Genomic DNA, 19,605 nt, shown 5'->3' on the forward strand with positions numbered 1-19,605 from the left:
CTACTTCCCGTCCTTCTCGGCTTCCATCTTCGCCTTCAGCGCCAGCAGCTTGGCGAAGGGCGAATCCGGGTCGACCGGCTTGTCGCGGCGCGGCGGCTCGTTGCGCGGCGCGCGATGATCCGGGCGCTGATCGTGGCGCGGCCCGTCGCGGAACTCGTTGCGCCGCTCGCCGCCCCGGCGGTCGCCACGTTCCTCCCGCGTGCCGCCGGTGCGCTCGCCGCGCTCCGGGCGGGGGCCGCGATCCGGCCGCTCGCCGCGCTCGGGACGCGGACGGCGGTCGTCGCGACGGTTGTCGTCGCGCCGGCCATTCTCGCGCGCGGCCTCGCCCTCGGGGCGCGGCTGCGAATCGCGGGGCTGTCCCTCGCGCGGCTGTCCCTCGCGGGATTGGCCGTCACGCGGCTGCCCGCGCTCGAAGCGGCGGCCGCCCTCGGCGCCCTCGCCCTGGCGCGGTGCGCCACGCTGGCCGCCGCGCGGGCTGCCACGGTGATGCGGCTGGCCCGGCGGACGGCCGGGCCGCCACACCTCGATCATCGCCGGCTCCGCCGGAGCGGCGTCGGCAACCACGGCGTCGGCAACCACGGCCTCGGCAGCGACGGCTTCGGCAACGACGGTGTCAGTGGAGATGACCTCGGCGTCGGCGACAGCTGCCTCGGCGGTGGCGTCTCCAGCGGCAGCGTCCTCGACGGCAACGTCTACGACGGTTCCGTCTCCGGAGGCGGCCACAACGTCGCCCGCGCTCTCGCCCGCCGGCGCTTCCGCCACGGCTTCCAGCGCCGGTTCCACCGTCTGGTCGAACACCGGGTCGGTGAACACTTCGCCGCTGACAGCGGTGACATCGGCTGCCGGCGTTTCGGTCGTCGCCTCGGCGGCGATCTCCGCCCGCTCGGCGGCGGACTGCGCGGCGGCTTCCGGCTCCAGCGCCGGCTCGACCGTTTGGTCGAAGGCGACGTCGGTGCCGACCGGAACCTCGGTGCTCGCCGCGCTCTCGATCGTCGCGGTTTCGCTCGTCGCGGCCTCGGCCGTCGTGGCCTCGATGGCGACGACCTCCGAAGAAGGCGTCGCCGCGATCGGCTCCGCGGCCGCCGGCTCCACCGGCGCCGGGCGGCGCTCCATGCGGTAGCCGAGCGAGCGCAGGATCGAGGCGAAGTCCTCGCCGGCGCAGCCCGCCAGCGAGGTCATGGCCACTGTGGCGGTGAAGCCGTTGCCGTCGAAGGCGCCGGCCGGCTTCTCGCCGGAGGCGCCGGGGCGCCAGGCCAGCGCCGGACGGATCAGGTCGGCGAGGCGCTCGAGAATGTCGACGCGCACCGCCCGCTCGCCGGCGACGCGGAAGCCGACGGCGCGGTAGAGGCCCTTCTGGATCTCCGGGTCCACCGTGATCGAGGTGCGCCCGGAGGCGGCCAGATGCGGCAGCTCGTCGAGCCCCTTCTGCTGCAGGCCGCCATGCTTCAGCGCCCAGAACTGGGCGGCGAGCGCGCGCGGCGCCGGCTTCAGCAGTGCCGGCAGGTAGATGTGGTGCGCCCCGAAGCGCACCCCATGGCCGCGCAGCACCGCCCGCTGCTCCTGCGGCAGCGTCTTCATTTCTTCGGCAACCTTCTGCCGTTCCAGCACGCCGAGCGATTCGACCAGCTGGAAGGCGATGCCGCGGGCGATGCCGGTGACGTCCTCGGCGCGGCCGAGCGCCAGCAGCGGCCCGAGCAGCTTCTCGGTATGCGCCTTCAGCCACAGCTCGATGCGGGCCTGCACCGCGTCGCGGGCGGCGCCGGTCAGATGCTCGTCGGCGATGATCTTGAGGCGTGGGGCCAGCACCTCCTCGCCGGGGATCAGCTTGGCGATGGGGTCGCCGATCCAGCGCAGCGTGCCGTCGGCAGAGAGCACGAAGGCATCGTCGCCGGCCTCCGAGAGCCGCGTGGCACGCGCCTCGATCTCGCCGGCCAGCGCTTTCTGGGCGGTGGTGCGCAAGGCTTTCGCCTCCGGACCGCCGGCGGAGGCGTCCGCCGCGAATTGGAATCCGAGCAGATGGCCGATCACATGGCCTTCCACGACGACGTCGCCGGTCTTGGTGATTTCTGTATCGAGCATTGCGTTTTCCCGCAGGCGCCGCATCAGGACGCTCGTCCGTCGGTCGACGAAACGGTTTGCCAGCCTTTCGTGAAGCGCGTCGGAGAGTCGGTCCTCCACACGCCGTGTTATCCCCTGCCAGTGCTCCGGGTCGTCGAGCCAGTCGGGACGGTTGGCCGCGAAGGTCCAGGTGCGGATCTGCGCGATGCGTCCCGACAGCGTGTCTATGTCACCTTCCGTCCGGTCCGCCAAGGCCACTTGTTTGGCGAACCAGTCCGTCGAGAGCTTTCCTTCGCGCATCAGGTAGTCATAGACGGTGCCGACCAGCTCGCGATGCGCGCCCGGCGACACCTTGCGGTAGTCCGGCAGCCCGCAGGCTTCCCATAGCCGCTCCACCCCCGCGCGGGTGGTGGCGAAGCGCCGTACCTCCTCGTCGCGGGCCATCGCCTCCAGCACCTCGACATCGTCGGCGGTGGGCGCGCGGGTCAGCCCTTCCTCGCGCGGCGGCTCGGCGAGCGAGCGTTGCAGGCTCTGGATCGAGGCGAAATCCAAGGCGGTGTTGCGCCATTGCAGCACGCGATGGGCATCGAAGGCGTGGCTCTCCAGCCGCTCGACCAGTTCGGCATCGAAGGGCGAGCAGCGCCCGGTGGTGCCGAAGGTGCCGTCGCGCTGCGCCCGCCCGGCGCGGCCGGCGATCTGGGCGAGCTCGCCGGGATTGAGCCGGCGGAACTGCCAGCCGTCGAATTTCACGTCGCCGGCGAAGGCGACATGGTCGACGTCGAGATTCAGCCCCATGCCGATGGCGTCGGTGGCGATCAGGTAATCCACATCGCCGTTCTGGTATAAGGCTACTTGCGCGTTGCGGGTGCGCGGCGACAGCGCGCCCAGCACCACCGCCGCGCCGCCGCGCTGGCGGCGCACCAGCTCGGCGATGGCGTAGACCTCGTCGGCGGAGAAGGCGACGATGGCCGAGCGGCGCGGCAGCCGGGTGATCTTCTTCTCGCCGGCAAAGGTGAGCTGCGACAGCCGCGGGCGCACCAAAATGTTCGCGCCGGGGATCAGCTTCTCGATCAGCGGCCGCATGGTGGCGGCCCCGAGCAGCAGCGTCTCCTCGCGGCCGCGTCGGTTGAGCAGCCGGTCGGTGAAGACGTGGCCGCGGTCGAGATCGGCGGCGATCTGGATTTCGTCCAGCGCGACGAAGGCGACGTCGAGGTCGCGCGGCATCGCCTCCACCGTCGCCACCCAGTAGCGGGCATGCGGCGGCTTGATGCGCTCCTCGCCGGTCACCAGCGCCACCTGGTCGGCGCCGGCCCGCTCGACGAGGCGCTGATACACCTCGCGGGCCAGCAGCCGCAGCGGCAGGCCGATCAGCCCGGAGGAGTGGCCGAGCATGCGCTCGATGGCGAGATGGGTCTTGCCGGTATTGGTCGGTCCCAGCACGGCGGTGACGCCGCGCGCGCGCATGCGCGGCGGCAGCGGGGCGAGGGAGGCGGCATTGGCGGCGCGGGCGATGTCCGGCGGGGCGGCAATGTTCATAAGGTAGCGTTCACCAGGCGACCGTTCCATCGAACCGGAAGGGTGGCCGTTCTAGCATAGGGACCGCGCCATCGGCGAATCGCGCCGACGGGCGAGGCAGAGGACGCCGGACGAGACGGCGGGGAACCCGCATGAGCACGCCGCCGCCCGGCCTCGATCTCGGCGGCAGCGACATCGATATCGTCTGCCGCGCGCCCGATCCGGACGCCGTCGCCCGCCTCATGTGGGATCATTTCGGCGATCGGCAACAATTCCTGCTGTGGCGGTGGCGCGCCGGCGACCGCCCGGTCGTCGCCTGCTTCACCGCCGCCGGCTGGCCGTTCGAGGTGTTCGCCGCGCCGCGTCCGGTGGCGGAGCAGGCCGGCTGGCAGCATTTCCGCGTCGAGCAGCGCCTGCTGGCGCGCGGCGGCGAAGAGTTGCGCAGGGCGGTAATGGCGCGCCGGCGGGCAGGCATGAAGACCGAGCCGGCCTTCGCGGCGGCGCTCGGCCTCGCCGGCGATCCCTATGCCGCGTTGCTGGAACTCGGCGGCTGCGACGCGGCGCTCGACCGGGCGCTGGCGGCGGCCGGCTTCAGCGGTGCGGGCCAGCTTCCGGATGGCTTGGGGACATGCCGCATCACGAATGGATGATCGGTTGAGCTGCCCGCCGGGCGGGTTCGTACAGGTTGCGTCATGCCGAGAGCATGCAGCAATGGAGACGTCCCATGTCCCGCACAACAACGCCGCTCGCCTTCCGCAAGTTCGCCGTTTCGGCGGCGGCCGCCGGCTTCCTGATCGCGGTTCCCGCGCTCGCCGCGACCACGGTGATGGTCGGCGGCGCGCCGATGATGTCCGATGCGCGGATACCCGCCAATGCCTCGAAGGCGAAGAACCTGACCACGCTGGTCGCCGCGGTGAAGGCGGCCGGGCTGGTCGACACGCTCAATGGCGATGGCCCCTTCACCGTGTTCGCCCCGACCAATGCCGCGTTTTCCAAGCTGCCGGCCGGCACCGTGGACAAGCTGGTCGAGCCGGGCATGAAGCAGCGGCTGACCGAGATCCTCACCTATCACGTCGTGCCGGGCCGGCTGACCGCCGCCGACCTCAAGGCCCAGGCGATGAAGCATGGCGGCAAGGCGACGCTGAAGACCGTCGAGGGCCAGACGCTGGTGGTCGAGGAGAAGATGGGCAAATGGGTGGTGGTCGACAAGGCCGGCCATGTTGCCGCCATCGAGACCCCGGACGTGCTGCAGGCCAACGGCGTCGTGCATGTGATCGACACCGTGCTGATGCCGAAGTCCTGACGTGTCCCGAACGCCGATGACGTGACGATCGTCACCCGGCACAGGCGAGGGCCGCTCCAAGGCGGCCTTTTGTCTGGGCGCCCGGCGGTGGCGGCAAGGCGGTGTCGCGGTTGGTGCCTGTCTTGCGGTCGGGGGCGGTACGCTACGGCGCCGCCGCCCTCGACGGCGTGCCGCCCTTGGGGACCATCGGCTCGGTCTGGAAGGAGACCGCCTCGATCTGCGCCACCCCGATGGCGGTCGCCACCGAGGCGCGGAACGGGGCGAGCACGCGGGTGCCGGCCACCGGGGCCAGCCAGACATACATGTCCTTGTTCCGCGTCATGTATTTCACGCTGGTGCGGTTGGCGCGGTGCCCCGCCACCGGCTTGTAGGAGATGCGGCACACCAGCGCCGGGCCGGCATAGCCCTTCTCCGCCTTCACCTGGTCGACGCGCTCGAAGCTGAGGTCGAGATCGTAGCGCTGGCGCCCGTCATAGATCGGCAGCAGCCGCTCGCAGTTCTTCGGCGCCATCAGGTCGCCCGAGCCGGGCGCCAGGAACAGCGCCGCCGTCATCGGGTCGAGCACGCCGCGCTTGTCCTTGTCGGATACCGGCACGCGGTCGGCGGCGGCGGGCACCGGCGGCTCCACCTTGGTGTCGGTGACGTTGCCGCCGGCCAGCGACAGGCGGATCGCCTCGGCCTTCCTGTCGGTCTCCGCCTCCATGGCGAAGGAGCGCGGCATCAGGCCGTCACGCTGCACGGCGCCGCGCGCGCCCGCCGATCCCTTGCCGGAGGACACCGCCTGCACCACGCCGGTAAGCCGGGCGCTGCCGGAGGCGGTATAGGAGCCGTCATCCACCTCCAGCAGGAAGGCGGCGCGGCCGAGTTCCAGTCCGGCGAGCGACAGCTTGTAGCGGGCCTCCAGCTTGCCGTCGGCAAAAGCGGGGGGCGCGCCCGCCAGAATGCCGGCCAGAATGCCAGCGGCGCCGCCGGCGGTCGCCAGCGAACGCGGCAGGCGCGAAGGCGACGGCAGGCGCGGCAGGTGGGACGGCAACAGGCGCGACAAGGGACGCGACATGACGGACAGGCTCCGGCCGCCGCGGGACATGGGCGGTGAATCACAATGGGGAATCAGTCTATTATGATTCCCGATGGCGGTCGAAGCCGGCGGAACTGTGACGTTTTCGCTACGGGGGCATCACCTGTGCGCGAGACGCGCGCGGGCTAGCCATGATACATGATCATGTGACCTGCCGGCGGCGGCCGTCGCGGCCTGGCGTTGTCATGGCTGTGTCTTGAGCCTTGACGCGCGCGGGCCGCTTGCCTATAGGAGCGCACTCTTTCACGGATGCTGCCTGCAAGAACGCAAGGCTCGATATTCGGGTCCGGCGCGCGGTAGCTGCGAACATTAAGGAATTCCACGATGTCTCGTCGGTGCGAACTTACCGGGAAGGCGGTTCTGACCGGCAATCTCGTGAGCCACTCCAACCGCAAGACCCGTCGGCGTTATCTGCCGAACCTGGTGAATGTCACGCTCACCAGCGACGTGCTGAAGCGGTCGGTGAAGCTGCGCGTGAGCGCCAATGCCCTGCGGACCGTCGATCATCGCGGCGGTCTCGATGCGTTCCTCCTCAAGGCCCGTGCCGAGGAGCTGTCGCAGAAGGCCGTCGAGCTGAAGCGCGCGGTGCAGAAGGCCTCGGTCGAAGTCGCGGCGGCGTGATCCGGACCTGAGCCGATGCTGATCGCCGGAACGCGGGTTTCGCTGCGCGCGCTGGTGCTGCCCATTGCCGCCATGATGGCGGTGGTGGCGGCATCGAACGTGGCCGTCCAATATCCCGTCCGGCTGTTCGGTCTTGAGGAGGCGCTCACCTGGGGCGCCTTCACTTATCCGCTCGCCTTTCTCGTCAATGACCTGACCAACCGGCGCTTCGGCCCGGCGGTGACGCGTCGCGTCGTCTATGCCGGCTTCGCCCTCGCGGTGCTGCTGTCGGTGTGGCTCGCCACCCCGCGCATCGCGCTCGCCTCCGGCAGCGCCTTCCTGGTCGGCCAGCTCCTCGACATCACCGTCTTCAACCGCCTGCGCCGCATGAGCTGGTGGCAGGCGCCGCTTGCCGGCAGCCTGCTCGGCTCGGCGCTCGACACGGTGCTGTTCTTCTCCCTCGCCTTTGCGGGGGATGCCGACATGTCCTTCCCCGTCACCTATGCCTCGACCGGCATCACCGTGCCGCTGTGGGTGGGCCTCGCCTATTTCGACTTCCTGGTGAAGCTCGGCTGCGCGCTGGTCGCCCTGGTGCCCTATGGCGCGCTGATGGGCCGGATGAAGCCGTGGGCGGCGCCGAATTCGACGCCGATGTCCGGCACGTCGGCCTGAATCGGGCCTGAGCTCGGCCTGATCCGGTCGCACCGGCCATTTTCAGTCGCCGATCGGCCTGATCGTACACCTCATCATCCTCACTGGACGACGGCGAAGCGCAGCAGCACGGTCCGCTGCAGCGGCGAGAAATTGTCGTCGGAGAGCACGGTGAGGACGATCTCCCCCGCCGCGTCCCGCGTCACCGCCAGCGCCTCCATGTTGTCGATGGCGGCAGCCCGGTGGGCTTCCATCAGGACATCCCCGGAAAGCCGAGCGCCATCAACCAGTTGCGCAAGCTCGAACCGGCGGATTCGCATGGCGACGCCGCGCAGCGGATCATAGCGCCGTTCCAGCAGATAGACCTTGCCGTCCGGGCCGACGGACATGTCGGTGGCGCTGAATTCGTCAATTCTTTCAATGGCAAAGCGCCCGACCAGCACCGGCTTGTCGAGTGGGGAGAACAGGAAGCCGGGCAGGAGGCTCGGGTCCTTCGGATCCTGTTCGGCAATGGCGATCAGCGCCGCCGGCTTGCCGGCGGGAGGGGCGGCGAGCGCCTCGATACCCTCATTGAAGCCAAGATCGGCTATCCCCTTGAAGGATATGAGCTGTTTCCCCTTGGAGGCCAGCGGGTCCGGGCCGGGGAACCGCCAGATTTCGTGGCGCCGCTCGATGCCGACCACCACGCCCTCGCCGGTGACGGCCAGCGATTCGCTGTCGCCCAGCCCCCGGGAATCCAGGTTTCGCCCATCCGTCGCCATCAGCGGGGCCATGCGCACATTCGCGAGACCCGCCGGTCGGCCATCCCTGCTGGTAAGGGTGGCGGAGAGCCAATAACCCTTGTCCGTCAAGGCGATAAGCTTGTCTCCGGTCGCGTCGAGCGCCATGCCGGACAGGCCGCCAAAATTTCCGTCCGGCGAAGTCAGCGCCAGGCCGCCGCGAAATTCCACCGCGCCGATCCGTATCCGTCCGCTGGCGTCGAAGGCCTCGATCGGCGTCGCCCGCACCTCGACCGGAATCGTCTGAGCCGTCGCGGCAAATGTCCAAATGGATAAAAAGCCGATTAAAGTCAATGACCTGACATCGATCATCGTCAACTCCGAAACCCGGGATCCAGCTTCATATTGCGACGCCGTTGATTTCCATGTCATGTCAGTCTGGGGCATGAAAAGGGAGCATCGGTCGTTGGCACGCAGCGCGGTCACGCGGGATCCACCCGGCAAGGGGGCGTCGCCCGCGACGCCCAAATCCCGGCCCGGCCAGCGTTCCGCGCACCCGAAAACCCCGCGCCGGCTCAAGCAGATCGAGGCCAAGCGCACCGCCATGCTCGATGCCGCCCTCGGCCTGTTCTCCCGCGCCGGCCTGCACGGCACCACGGTGGAGCAGATCGCCGAGGATGCCGGCGTCTCCAAGACCAACCTCTTCTATTACTTTGCATCCAAAGAGGAAATTTACGTCGCGGTGCTGAGCCGCCTGCTCGACGAATGGCTGGCGCCGCTGCGCGCCATCGAGCCGGACGCCGATCCCGTGGTCGCCATCGGCGAGTATATCCGCCGCAAGATCCTGTTCTCCCGCACCCAGCCCGCCGCCTCGCGCCTGTTCTGTCTCGAGATCGTGCAGGGCGCGCCGCTGTTGAAGCGCGAGCTGGAGACCTCGCTCAAGCAGCTGGTCGACGCCAAGGCGGCGATGATCCGTGGCTGGACGGCGGCCGGCAAGCTCGCCCCGGTCGATCCGCACCACCTCATCTTTGCCATCTGGGCGACGACGCAGCATTATGCCGACTTCGCCGGCCAGATCGACGCGCTGCTCGGCACCGGCCTCGACGACGAGGCTTTTGCCAATGCGGCAGCCGAGAATGTCAGCCGTATCATTCTTGAAGGAATTCGTTTCCGCCCAATCCCTTAGCGGCTATCGCCGCCTTGTCCGCGCCCGTTGTGTGCCGGTTGCGCGCCTCTTGGAGATGTCCGATGCACCGTCGCACCTTCCTGCGCTCCGCCATGGGCGTCTCGCTCGGCGCGGTGCTCGCGGCACCGCTGGTGGGCGAGGAGGCGCCGGCGGCGCCGGCGCTGGATGTTGAGGCGCTGCTGTTCGATCCGGCGGCGCCGGTCGGTGGCAATCCGGCCGGCGACGTCACCATCGTCGCGTTCTTCGACTATAATTGCGGCTATTGCAAAGGCTCGGCGCCGGCATTGGCCAAGCTGCTCAAGACCGACGGCAAGATCCGCCTCGTCTACAAGGACTGGCCTATCCTGCACAAATCGTCGGTGACGGCCGCTCGCCTCGCTGTCGCCGCCAAGTACCAGAACCGCTACGAGCCCGCGCATCACGCTCTTATGGGATTGCAGAGCCGTTCCATGAACGAGGACGGCATGGCCAAGGCGCTGAAGCGTGCCGGCCTCGACCTGGCCCGGCTGAATGCAGATGTGGAAAAGCATGTCGAACCGATCGCCGGACTGCTGAAGCGCAACAACGAGCAGGCGGTGGCGCTGCAACTGCCCGGCACGCCGGTCTATCTCGTCGGTCCCTACAAGGTCGCCGCGGCGCTGGATTATCAGGGCTTCGTGGATGTGGTCGCGGACGCCCGCCGCCGGGCGGCGGAGCGATAGGCGTCCAGTGCGTCGACCAGGCATGGAAAGGAAGTTGCCGTGACCATTTCACTCTCTGGGCGCAACCGCATGCCGGCTTTCGGCAGCGACAACATGGCCGGCGTGTCGCCGCAGATATTGGAGGCGCTTGCCCACTGCAACGATGGCCCGGCACGATCCTATGGCGCTGACGAGGTGAGCGCGCGGCTGGAGCGCCGCTTCGCCGAACTGTTCGAGCATGAAGTCTCGGTGCTGCTGGTCTCCACCGGCACGGCCGCCAATACGCTGTGCCTCGCCGCGGCGACGCCGCCCTGGGGTGCCGTGCTCTGCCACCCGCTGAGCCATATCGAGAACGACGAATGCGGCGCTCCGGAGTTCTTCACCGGCGGCGCCAAGCTGGTGCCGGTGGAGGGGCCGCTCGCCAAGATCGATCCTGACACCCTGCGGCTGAGGTCGCGCGCGGGAAGGGGCGATGTGCATTCCGTCCAGCCCGCTTGCGTCAGCATCACTCAGGCGACCGAGCTCGGCACGCTTTATACGCCGGACGAGGTCGCGACGCTTGGCGCCATCTGTCGCGAATCCGGACTTGCGCTGCACATGGACGGTTCGCGCTTCGCCAATGCGGTGGCGGCGCTCGACGTTTCGCCGGCGGAGATGAGCTGGAAGGCGGGGGTGGATCTGCTCTCCTTCGGCGCGACCAAGAATGGCGCCATGGGAGTGGAGGCGGTGCTGTCCTTCGCTCCGGAACGGGGCCATGAGCTGGCGCTGCGGCGCAAGCGTGGCGGCCACCTCACCTCCAAGATGCGCTTTCTCGCCGCGCAGATGGAGGCCTATCTCGCCGACGATCTGTGGCTTGCCAATGCCCGCCATGCCAATGCCATGGCAGCCCGGCTGGGGCGGGGGCTGGCCGGCATCGAGGGCGTGGAGGTGCAGGAGGGCGCGCAGGCCAATATCCTGTTCTGCAAGCTGCCCGAGGGCATGGCGGCGGCGTTGCTGGAGGCAGGCTTTTATTTCTATGCCGACCGCTGGGCGCCGAACGTGGTGCGGCTGGTCACCTCCTTCGCGACGGCGGTGACGGATATCGATTTGTTTGTCTCCGCCGCGCGAAGCTTCGGTATGGGGCCGATTGCCGGGCGGAGTTGAGGCGGGTGCGAGCGCCTTCGGATCGCGCCTGCTGGGCGCCGACATTTCCACAGGCTTCGTGAAACCGTGACAAAGGGCGTTGCAATCCGGCTCGGCATGGGGCATAGAGGCGCCCGTTCGGACCGCGGCGCTGCCAGCGGGTTCGACAGGAGCGGTGCGGGTGTAGCTCAGGGGTAGAGCACAACCTTGCCAAGGTTGGGGTCGTGGGTTCGAATCCCATCGCCCGCTCCAGTTTTATGAAGAAAATCAAGATGATACAGGATGGTCGCCCTTGGGCGGCCTTTTTGTTTGGCGATTATATACTTGACGAACCACGACTTTCGTCCCGACGAGCACGCACCGACTGAAACCTGGCCGGCGATGATCGCCGTGGTCACCGATCTGGGCGGGAAGGTCACCGGCGCGCACCGCACCTGGCCAGATCCGCGGCACCGCGACAAGGCACCGATCGATACGCCGCGGCGGGCCATGGGCGACCTTCTCAGCAACGCGGTGCGCTTCGGCCTAGGCAGCGGTGTCATGGCGGCCTGCGAAGGTATCGAGACTGTCCTGTCGCTCCGTCAGGTTCTGCCCGACATGCCGATGCTGGCGGCGCGCTCGGCGGCTCACCTCGCCGCCATACGGTTTCCGGACACACTGCGCCGGCTCTACATCGTCCGCGACAACGATCCGGCCGGGAACAATGCCCGGGACAGCCTGATCGGACGCGCAAATGCGGTCGGCATCGAGGCGATTGTCCTCGCACCCCGGCTCGGCGACTTCAACGAGGATCTCCGGCGGCTCGGCGTCGATTCGCTCCGGACGCTGGCGCGTGTGCAGGTCGCCCCTAGGACGTCGCCCGCTTCATGGCGTTGGCGGCATAGTCCGAAGGAGGAAGCGGACGGCATTCGCCGCCGTGCTCGCGCGGACGCATCCCACCGCCGAAGAGGACCGCGCCTCGGCCTTCATGGCGGCGGAAGCCCATAAGCCGGCCGGCCCGGCAATGGCGGCGGCCAACGATTTTCCAGCGCGCGGGAAAGCCCGCGCGTTCCATCGCGAAACAAAATCACCGGCCTTGGCCATCAAGGCCCCCGCGCGAGCGCGAGGGCTGCCAGGCCCGCCCGCCCATGGGCTTCCGCCGCCATGAAGGCCGCGAGGGTCGCGGTCCAACCGACGGAGCCTTCCATGAGCGAGCACGACGACGAACCGCATCACGCCTCGTCCCCGACCGACCATGTCCTCACCGAACTCCAGCTCTATGGCTACCGGCCGTTCCGGGACGAGCCCGACCCGCGTCCGCTGCCCGAGGCCATCGCGGTCGCCGGCATCGTCGCCCATATCTTCAGCGGCCTGATCATGAGCCTGGGTGACACCCGCTTCGAGCCCGACCTCGACGACCTGCTCTGGTCAATGGCCAATGTCTTCCACCGTGCCACCGGCCGCATCGAGCGCGAACTCGACGACAACGAGCAGATGCAGCGCCGCTCGCAGCAAGAGCAGGACGGCAGCGAAGTCAAATCCGTCGAACTTGAGCGCCTCATCGCCGAAGGGCAGACCCTGATCGAGCGCCGCGACGGCTTCGAACTGATGCGCGACGAGGCCGCCGACCATTATGAACGCTACGCTGGCGCGCCCTGGCGTCCGCGCTCGGGGTCGATGGTCAACCACAAGGCCATGACCGCGGCGATGATCGACAGCCGCGACTTCCTGATGGCGAGGAAGCGCGCTGAGCAGGAGGTGCTTCTGCCGCCAGGGCCGAAGGTAGCCTTCTCCGGCGGGCTCGACTTCAACGATCACCGCCTTATCTGGGATGCGCTCGACAAGGTGCACGCCAAGCACCTGGACATGGTGCTGATGCACGGCAAGTCGCCGAAGGGCGCCGAAAAGATCGCCGCCCGTTGGGCGGACACCCGCAAGGTGCCACAGATCGGCTTCGCTCCCGACTGGGCGAGACACGGTCGCGCCGCCCCCTTCAAGCGCAACGACCAGATGCTCGCAGTGCTGCCGATTGGGGTCATGGTCTTCCCCGGCACCGGCATCCAGCAGAATCTCGGGGACAAGGCGAGGAAGCTCGGCATTCCGGTCTGGAGGTTCGGCGACGCGTGAGCGCCGTCAGCCTTCTGCCGATCATGAGCCGGCAACGTACGCCGATGGGCCTATCCTATGTCGGCAGCAGCCCTAGTTCGATGCGCAGCTTCTTCGTGAGGCCCTGCGCGACGATTCCATGCGACTGCCGGATATAGTCGCGCAACTCCGCGTCCGAGAGGCCCGGCTTCGCGTAGTGCTGAATCCACTTCAGCCCGCGCGAGGCGAGATAAGGCGCCGGGCGCAGGCCCGACTGCGCCTTGAGCACTTCGTACGAAATGTCGCTGACCTTGAAGGTGAAGCGCGGGTCGTCGTCTTCCCAGCCGCCGATGGCGAATACCTTGCCGCCGACCTTCCAGACATGCGATCCGCCCCACTGCACGACATGGGTCGTAGCCGGCAGTCCGGCGCAGAAGGGGTTGAACTCCTCACAGGTCATGTTCCGTCCGCCTTCGGCCTCACCACCACGCTGATAGTCGCCATCGTCATCGTCCGCGCTGAAGACGGCAACCTCTCAATCATGCCCGGGCGCCTCATTTCGCCTCGGGCAGGATCGGCGACCTATAGGCCGCCGAGGCTGATATACTTCATGTTCAGATAGTCATCGAGCCCGTGCAGCGAGCCTTCGCGACCCATGCCACTTTCCTTGACGCCGCCGAACGGCGCCACCTCGGTGGTGATGATGCCCTCGTTCACGCCGACCATGCCGAATTGCAGCGCATCGGTGACGCGAAACGCGCGGGCGAGGTCCTTGGTGTAGAGATAGGCGGCGAGGCCGAACTCGGTGGCGTTGGCGCTGGCGATGGCTTCCGCCTCGGTCTCGAAGCGCACAAGCGCCGAGAGCGGACCAAAGGTCTCGTCGGTCATCACCAGCATGCCGGGCTTCACGTCGGCAATCACAGTCGGGGCGAAGAAGGTGCCGCCGAGCGCGTGGCGAGCGCCGCCGGTGAGCAGGCGGGCCCCCTTGCCGAGCGCGTCGGCGACATGTCGCTCGACCTTCTCGACGGCCGCCGCGTTGATGAGCGGGCCCTGCTCGACGCCGTCGTCGAAGCCGTTGCCGACCTTCATCGCCGCCGCGCGGGCCGCGAGCTTTTCGGCGAAGGCGTCGTAGATGCCGGCCTGTACGAAGAAGCGGTTGGTGCACACGCAGGTCTGGCCGGAGTTGCGGTACTTTGCCGCCAGTGCGCCCTCGACCGCGCGGTCGAGATCGGCATCATCGAAGACGATGAAGGGCGCGTTGCCGCCGAGTTCCATCGAGAGCCGCTTCACGGTCGCCGCGGACTGCTCGATGAGGATCTTGCCGACGCGGGTCGAGCCGGTGAAGGTGATTTTCTTCACCAGCGGGCTCGAGGTGAGCGCGCCACCGATCGCCTTCGCGTCGCCGGTGAGCACATTGACGACGCCGTTCGGAATGCCGGCCATTTCGGCCAGCACGCCCCAGGCGAGTCCGCAATAGGGGGTAAATTCGGAAGGCTTCACCACGATGGTGCAGCCTGCGGCCAAAGCCGCGCCGAGCTTGCGGGCGATCATCGAGAAGGGGAAGTTCCACGGTGTGATGGCACCGACAACGCCCACCGGCTCGCGGGTGACGAGAATCTTGCGGCCCTTCCACGGCGAGGAGATCACTTCTCCATAGACGCGGCGCGCCTCTTCGGCGAACCACTGGACATAGGCGGCGGCGATCATCACCTCGCCCTTCGCCTCCTTCAGCGGTTTGCCTTGCTCGCTGGTCAGCAGCGCGGCGAGCGCGTCGGCATTGGCACGGATGTGGTTCGCCATGGTCAGGAGCTTTTCGGCGCGTTCCGCGGCGAGCAGGCTCGACCAGCCGGGGAAGGCGGCGTCGGCGGCGGCGATGGCGCGCCCGGTTTCCGCGGCACCGACGTCGGGAATGGTACCGAGCGTGTCGCCGGTTGCCGGATCGGTGACGGCGATGGTGGCGCCGCTGTCGGCGCCCACCCAGGCGCCGTCGATCAGCACGGCTTCGCGGAGGAAGGGGTTCTTTGCGCTGGACGTCATGTCACATGTCCTGGTTGCGGTCGGCGCGTCGCTCGCGACGGCGCGTCGGCCAAGACGAAGGCAGCAATGTCGGGAGGAAGACGCTCAGAACGCTTCCTCATAGATGGCCAGCACGTCGGCTTCGGTCATCTCACGCGGGTTGTTGACGAGCAGCCGCGTCTGCTTCATCGCGTCGCGGGCCATCATCGGCAGCGCGTCGCGCGGGATCTGCACCTCGTGCAGGCCCTGCGGCACCTTCAGGTCGCGGCCGAGGTCGGCGAGCTTTTCGACAAAGGCCTCGCCGCGCGCCGGCTCCGCCACCGAAGCGAGCTCGGGGAAGGCGTCGGCCGCGATCTCGGCATAGACATGCGCCGCCTTGGGCAGGTTGAAGCGCAACACCGGGGCCAGCACCAGCGCATTGGACAGGCCATGCGGCACATGAAAATGACCACCGATCGGATAGGCGAGCGCATGGACGGCGGCCACCGGCGAGTTCCCGAAAGCCTGGCCGGCGAACAGTGCGCCGAGCAGCATTGCCGCCCGGGCTTCGCGGTTCTGGCCGTTGAAGGTCGCCTCGCGGATATTGGCGCCGAGCAGACGCAATGCCTGGCGCGCGAGGCCTTGCGAGATCGGGTTGTTGTTCGCCGAGGTCGAGGCGTAGGATTCGATCGCATGCACCATGGCATCGATGCCGGTGGCAGCGGTGACCGCCGGCGGCAGGCCGACGGTGAGTTCGGCGTCGAGCACCGCGATGTCCGGTAGGAGCAGCGGGGAGACCACGCCGGATTTCATCGCCTCGCCGGTGGTGATGATGGCGACGGGCGTCACCTCTGAGCCAGTGCCGGCGGTGGTCGGCGCCAGCACCAGCGGCAGGCGCGGGCCCTTGGCCTTGTTGACGCCGTAGACATCGGGGAGCGCTTCGCCGCTGCCGGCGATGAGCGCTGCCACCTTGGCGACATCCATCGGCGAGCCGCCGCCGATGGCGAGCACGCCGGTGGCCTTGTGGTCGCGGATGCTGGCGACGAGGGACAGCACATTCTCTTCCGGCGGATCGGCGACGACATTGTCGAAGATCTCGACCGCGATGCCCGAGGCTGCCAGCGAGGCGAGCGCGGGATCGAGCAGGCCCGCCCGTCGCAACCCGGCATCGGTGACGAGCAGGATGCGCGTCCCGAGCACCGGCTTCACGATCTCGCCGATCCGCGCCGTGGCGCCGACCTGCGAGATGATGGTCTTGGTGGTGCTGAAGATGAAGTCGTTCATGTCCGTCGTCCGTTCAGGTCCGCGTCTGTTAGCAATCGGCCTTGGCCCGATGGCCGTCAGGTCGTCGAATCGGCATTGATCTAGGAGGCGTCGACTTGGCCGCGATCGATGCGGTAGACCCTGTCGAGGCTGGCGCCGGCGTGCTGGAGATCGGCGCCTGACAGCAGCACCGACAGCCCGAGCGGACGAAGCGAGGCAACGACCTCGGCGATGCGCTTGGACAGGGCTGGCGCGACGCCTTCGAAAGGCTCGTCCAGCATCAGCAACCGGGTGCCGACCATGTGGGCGCGGCCGATGGCGACCAACTTCTGCTGCCCGCCGGAAAGCTGCAGCGCCCGGCGGTTGCGAAACTCGCGCGCCTCGGGGATCAGCCGATAGGTGCCCTCCAGGCGTTCCTGGGCGTCCCTGTGATGGTTCGCCCAGGAGGGGAGCAGGAGGTTCTCTTCCACGGTGAGTTCGGGAATGAGCCGGCGATCCTCCGGCGCGAAGCCGATGGCGCGGCCGGCGCGCTTGTGGGCCGGCTCACGGGAGACATCGGCGCCGTCGAAACGCACCGCTCCCGCCTGGAGCGGCAGCAGACCCATGATGGCGCGCATGATGGTGGTCTTGCCGGCACCGTTGCGGCCGATGATGCCGACCATCGCCCCCTTGGGGACCGCCAGCGATACCTTGCGCAGGATCTGAACCTGGCCGATGGCGACATCTATGCCGTCGACCTCGAGAAGGGGCTTCACCTCAGCCATGGGCCTTCTCCTCGCCGATGATGAGGGTGCGCACCTGCGTATCGTTCATGACGACGTCCGGCTTGTCGTCGATGAGCACGCGGCCCTCGAAGAAGGCGAGCACGCGGTCGGAATAGCGCCGCACGATTTCCATGTCGTGCTCGACGAACAGCATGCTCATATTGTCGGCACGGGTCGCAGCGATCACCCGATCCATGATCGGGAACTTTTCCTCGCTGGACACGCCGGAGGTCGGCTCGTCGAGGAAGAGCACACGCGGGCGCGCCACCATCGCCACCGCGATGTCGAGCAGCTTGCGGATGCCCTCCGGCATGGTGCCGGCGAGGGAATCGCCGAAGCGCTCCAGACCGAAGCGCTCGAGCGTCGCGCGGGCGGATTTCTCCAGCGCGCTGTCCGGCAGCATGGCGAAGCCGGCAAAGCCCCGGCTGCGAAGCGCGGCTTCCGCCAGAGTGAGGTTTTCCACCGCGGTGAGCGAGTTGAACAGCTGCGGGATCTGGAACGAGCGGGCCACGCCTCGGCGGGTGACGTCGCGCGGGGTGAGGCCGACGATCTCGCCGCCCTCCAGCAGGATCGAGCCTTCATCCGGCTGAAGATAGCCGGTGATCATGTTAATGAACGTGGTCTTTCCCGCGCCGTTGGTGCCGATCAGCCCCGAAATCGTGCCGGGCATGATGTCGACATTCACGTCGTTGGCGGCAACCACCGCGCCGAAGCGCTTGCGCAGCCCCTTGGCGGCGATGATGGGAGCGGTCATGACTTCTCTCCCGCATTCACGGCGCGTGGGCCGCGGCGCACCAGGCCCGACAGGCCCTGCGGCAGGAACAGGATGAGGGCGAGGATGATGAGGCCGAGCACCAGCTGCCAGGTGTTAGGGGCGTACTGGTAGGCGAAGGAGCGCACCACCTCCAGCACCACCGCCGCGACGAACGGTGCGAGCACGCCGCCGGTGCCGGCGAGGATGGCGATCACCACGAATTCGCCGGACGTGGCCCAGAAGGCCATCTCCGGATCGATGTGGCCGACGATGATGCCGCTCATGGCGCCGCCCAGCGCCGCCATCACCGCGGCGAGCACATAGGCAATCAGCACGGCGCGATCGGCCGAGGCGCCGAGATATTCGACGCGGATCTCGTTGTCGCGCACGCCGGCGAGAAGCCGTCCGAAGGCGGTAGCGCCGAACAGCCCGAGATTGATCGCGCCCAGCACACAGACGGCGATGAGCAGCAGCAGCCCGTTCATCCGATCGGCGCCGGTGAGCGGGATGCCGAACAGGGTTATGCCGTGGACGTTGAAGCCATCGGTGCCGCCAAGCTCGGTACTCTTCACCAGGATGCCGTAGAGCAGCATGGAGAGCGCCAGGGTCAGCATGGCGAAGAAGATGTCGCGATAGCGCGACAGCAGCAGGCCGACGACGAAGGCCACCAGAGCCGAGCCGATAGCCGAGATGACCAGCAGTGCCGCGGCGTCCTTCAGCCCGAAGTACTGGGAGGCAAGACCGACGGTATAGCCGCCCAGCGCGTAATAGAGGCCCTGGCCGAAGGAGACGAGGCCGCCGCGCATCAGCAGCACCAGGCCGAGAACCGGCAGGCCCTTGGCGAGGCCGATGGCCAGCACGAAATTCCAGCTCGGCAGGAACCAGGCAATGAGCGCGATAAGCGCCGCGCCGCCCAGAAGCGGCGGCAGGAAGGTGAACGTCCGGTTCATATCTTGCGCAACTCCACGCCGGCGAACAGGCCCTGCGGACGGATTGCCAGCACCAGCGCCATCACCGCGTAGACGCTGAACACTTCCAGTTCCGGCCAGTAATGCACCGCGAAGGAGCGGACGAAGCCGACGATGAGGGCGCCCACGACGGTGCCGGGGATCGAGCCGAGGCCACCAATGACGACGACCGCGAACATCATCACCACTACTTCGACGCCCATGCCGGGCACGACGGAAATGGTTGGCGCGGTGAAGGCGCCGCCGAGCGCGGCCAGCACCGAGCCGGTGATGAAGGCGATGAGGTTCCACCGCCCGACATTGATGCCCATGGACCGCGACACTTCGGGATCATGGATCACGGCGCGCAGGATCTTGCCTTTCGCCGTGAACTGCAGAAACCAGGTGAGCAGGCCACCGACCACCGCCGCGACGACGACGATGAAGAGGTTGTAGGTCGGGTAGATCAGTTCGCCGAACTCGACCTGGCCGAACACCCAGAGCGGATCGGAGGCGATCCAGGGATCGACGCCCCAGATCAGCTTGATCACATCCTCGAGGATGAGGAATAGGGCATAGGTGACGAGCAGCAGCACGATCGGATCGCGGCCGGCGAAACGGGCGAGAATGCCGCGTTCGACCACCACCCCGAGCACCAGGCCGGCGACGAGGGCGGACAGGATCATCACCGGAACGATGCCCCAGGGAGGCAGCCCCTGCGCGAACCACCAGCCGAGCAGCGTCACCGCGACATAGGCGCCGACGGCGTAGAAGGTGCCGTGTGCCATGTTGAGGATCTTCATCACGCCATAGATGAGCGTCAGCCCCACGGCGATGATGAAGAGCCAGGCGGAATAGAGGATGCCGTCGACGACGGCGCCGAGAAGTCCGTTCATGTCCTGCTCA

The 19,605-nt window shown here is 68.0% G+C and carries 18 protein-coding genes, 1 tRNA gene and 1 pseudogene; 10 read left to right on the forward strand and 10 right to left on the reverse strand.

Annotated elements, in window-relative coordinates:
• The gene (locus tag KHC24_RS24360) at positions 1-3,594 is read right to left on the reverse strand and encodes a helicase-related protein (RefSeq protein ID WP_213366936.1); all 3,594 of its coding nucleotides are present in this window, start codon (positions 3,592-3,594) and stop codon (positions 1-3) included.
• Positions 3,595-3,725: 131 nt separating this feature from the next.
• Here KHC24_RS24360 and KHC24_RS24365 point away from each other — a divergent pair, with 131 nt between their 5' ends.
• Positions 3,726-4,223: a DUF4269 domain-containing protein gene (locus tag KHC24_RS24365; RefSeq protein ID WP_213366938.1), complete on the forward strand. Its 498-nt coding sequence runs from the start codon at positions 3,726-3,728 to the stop codon at positions 4,221-4,223.
• A 74-nt stretch (positions 4,224-4,297) separates the two neighbouring features.
• On the forward strand, positions 4,298-4,876 hold the full coding sequence (locus KHC24_RS24370) for a fasciclin domain-containing protein (protein ID WP_213366940.1): 579 nt from the start codon (positions 4,298-4,300) through the stop codon (positions 4,874-4,876).
• A 142-nt stretch (positions 4,877-5,018) separates the two neighbouring features.
• Here KHC24_RS24370 and KHC24_RS24375 read toward each other — a convergent pair whose 3' ends face one another.
• Complete coding sequence (locus KHC24_RS24375; RefSeq protein WP_213366942.1) at positions 5,019-5,933, reverse strand: DUF3108 domain-containing protein; 915 nt, start codon at positions 5,931-5,933, stop codon at positions 5,019-5,021.
• Positions 5,934-6,278: 345 nt separating this feature from the next.
• Here KHC24_RS24375 and rpmB point away from each other — a divergent pair, with 345 nt between their 5' ends.
• The gene (gene rpmB / locus KHC24_RS24380; protein ID WP_213366944.1) at positions 6,279-6,575 is read left to right on the forward strand and encodes a 50S ribosomal protein L28; all 297 of its coding nucleotides are present in this window, start codon (positions 6,279-6,281) and stop codon (positions 6,573-6,575) included.
• A 15-nt stretch (positions 6,576-6,590) separates the two neighbouring features.
• Positions 6,591-7,226 carry a queuosine precursor transporter gene (locus KHC24_RS24385; RefSeq protein WP_213366946.1) on the forward strand — a complete coding sequence of 212 codons (636 nt, stop codon included), beginning with the start codon at positions 6,591-6,593 and terminating at the stop codon, positions 7,224-7,226.
• Between the two features lie 80 nt (positions 7,227-7,306).
• Here the strand turns inward: KHC24_RS24385 and KHC24_RS24390 are convergent, their stop codons facing one another.
• The gene (locus tag KHC24_RS24390; RefSeq protein ID WP_271180539.1) at positions 7,307-8,410 is read right to left on the reverse strand and encodes an esterase-like activity of phytase family protein; all 1,104 of its coding nucleotides are present in this window, start codon (positions 8,408-8,410) and stop codon (positions 7,307-7,309) included.
• Here KHC24_RS24390 and rutR point away from each other — a divergent pair.
• From rutR to KHC24_RS24420, 6 genes and pseudogenes are all read left to right on the forward strand, one after another.
• Positions 8,391-9,110, forward strand: a complete 720-nt coding sequence (gene rutR, locus KHC24_RS24395; protein ID WP_246547640.1) for an HTH-type transcriptional regulator RutR — start codon at positions 8,391-8,393, stop codon at positions 9,108-9,110. The two genes, KHC24_RS24390 and rutR, sit on opposite strands and share 20 nt — an antisense overlap.
• A gap of 62 nt (positions 9,111-9,172) precedes the next feature.
• Entirely contained in the window at positions 9,173-9,811 is a 639-nt protein-coding gene (locus KHC24_RS24400; protein WP_213366950.1) for a DsbA family protein, read from the forward strand.
• A 45-nt stretch (positions 9,812-9,856) separates the two neighbouring features.
• Positions 9,857-10,933, forward strand: a complete 1,077-nt coding sequence (locus KHC24_RS24405) for a threonine aldolase family protein (RefSeq protein ID WP_271180543.1) — start codon at positions 9,857-9,859, stop codon at positions 10,931-10,933.
• 156 nt (positions 10,934-11,089) lie between these two features.
• Positions 11,090-11,164, forward strand: a tRNA-Gly gene (locus KHC24_RS24410).
• Positions 11,165-11,251: 87 nt separating this feature from the next.
• Positions 11,252-11,796 (forward strand): annotated as a pseudogene (locus KHC24_RS24415) (toprim domain-containing protein); the annotation flags it as partial.
• Between the two features lie 301 nt (positions 11,797-12,097).
• The gene (locus tag KHC24_RS24420; protein WP_246547643.1) at positions 12,098-13,018 is read left to right on the forward strand and encodes a DUF2493 domain-containing protein; all 921 of its coding nucleotides are present in this window, start codon (positions 12,098-12,100) and stop codon (positions 13,016-13,018) included.
• A 55-nt stretch (positions 13,019-13,073) separates the two neighbouring features.
• Here KHC24_RS24420 and KHC24_RS24425 read toward each other — a convergent pair whose 3' ends face one another.
• The 7 genes from KHC24_RS24425 to KHC24_RS24455 all read right to left on the reverse strand — a co-directional run bounded on the left by KHC24_RS24425 (position 13,074) and on the right by KHC24_RS24455 (position 19,595).
• The gene (locus KHC24_RS24425; protein ID WP_213366956.1) at positions 13,074-13,436 is read right to left on the reverse strand and encodes an MmcQ/YjbR family DNA-binding protein; all 363 of its coding nucleotides are present in this window, start codon (positions 13,434-13,436) and stop codon (positions 13,074-13,076) included.
• Positions 13,437-13,558: 122 nt separating this feature from the next.
• Positions 13,559-15,013, reverse strand: a complete 1,455-nt coding sequence (locus tag KHC24_RS24430) for an NAD-dependent succinate-semialdehyde dehydrogenase (RefSeq protein WP_213366958.1) — start codon at positions 15,011-15,013, stop codon at positions 13,559-13,561.
• Between the two features lie 84 nt (positions 15,014-15,097).
• Entirely contained in the window at positions 15,098-16,255 is a 1,158-nt protein-coding gene (locus KHC24_RS24435) for an iron-containing alcohol dehydrogenase (protein WP_213366960.1), read from the reverse strand.
• Positions 16,256-16,335: 80 nt separating this feature from the next.
• The gene (locus tag KHC24_RS24440; RefSeq protein WP_213366962.1) at positions 16,336-16,998 is read right to left on the reverse strand and encodes an ABC transporter ATP-binding protein; all 663 of its coding nucleotides are present in this window, start codon (positions 16,996-16,998) and stop codon (positions 16,336-16,338) included.
• The gene (locus tag KHC24_RS24445) at positions 16,991-17,752 is read right to left on the reverse strand and encodes an ABC transporter ATP-binding protein (RefSeq protein ID WP_213366964.1); all 762 of its coding nucleotides are present in this window, start codon (positions 17,750-17,752) and stop codon (positions 16,991-16,993) included. The genes KHC24_RS24440 and KHC24_RS24445 overlap by 8 nt, the downstream gene beginning before the upstream one ends.
• The gene (locus KHC24_RS24450; RefSeq protein WP_213366966.1) at positions 17,749-18,702 is read right to left on the reverse strand and encodes a branched-chain amino acid ABC transporter permease; all 954 of its coding nucleotides are present in this window, start codon (positions 18,700-18,702) and stop codon (positions 17,749-17,751) included. The genes KHC24_RS24445 and KHC24_RS24450 overlap by 4 nt, the downstream gene beginning before the upstream one ends.
• Positions 18,699-19,595: a branched-chain amino acid ABC transporter permease gene (locus KHC24_RS24455; protein WP_213366968.1), complete on the reverse strand. Its 897-nt coding sequence runs from the start codon at positions 19,593-19,595 to the stop codon at positions 18,699-18,701. Before KHC24_RS24455 ends, KHC24_RS24450 begins: the two co-directional genes overlap by 4 nt.
• Positions 19,596-19,605: the final 10 nt, after the last annotated feature.

Origin of the sequence: Ancylobacter defluvii (genome assembly GCF_018390605.1) — a bacterium.
Lineage (GTDB): Bacteria > Pseudomonadota > Alphaproteobacteria > Rhizobiales > Xanthobacteraceae > Ancylobacter > Ancylobacter defluvii.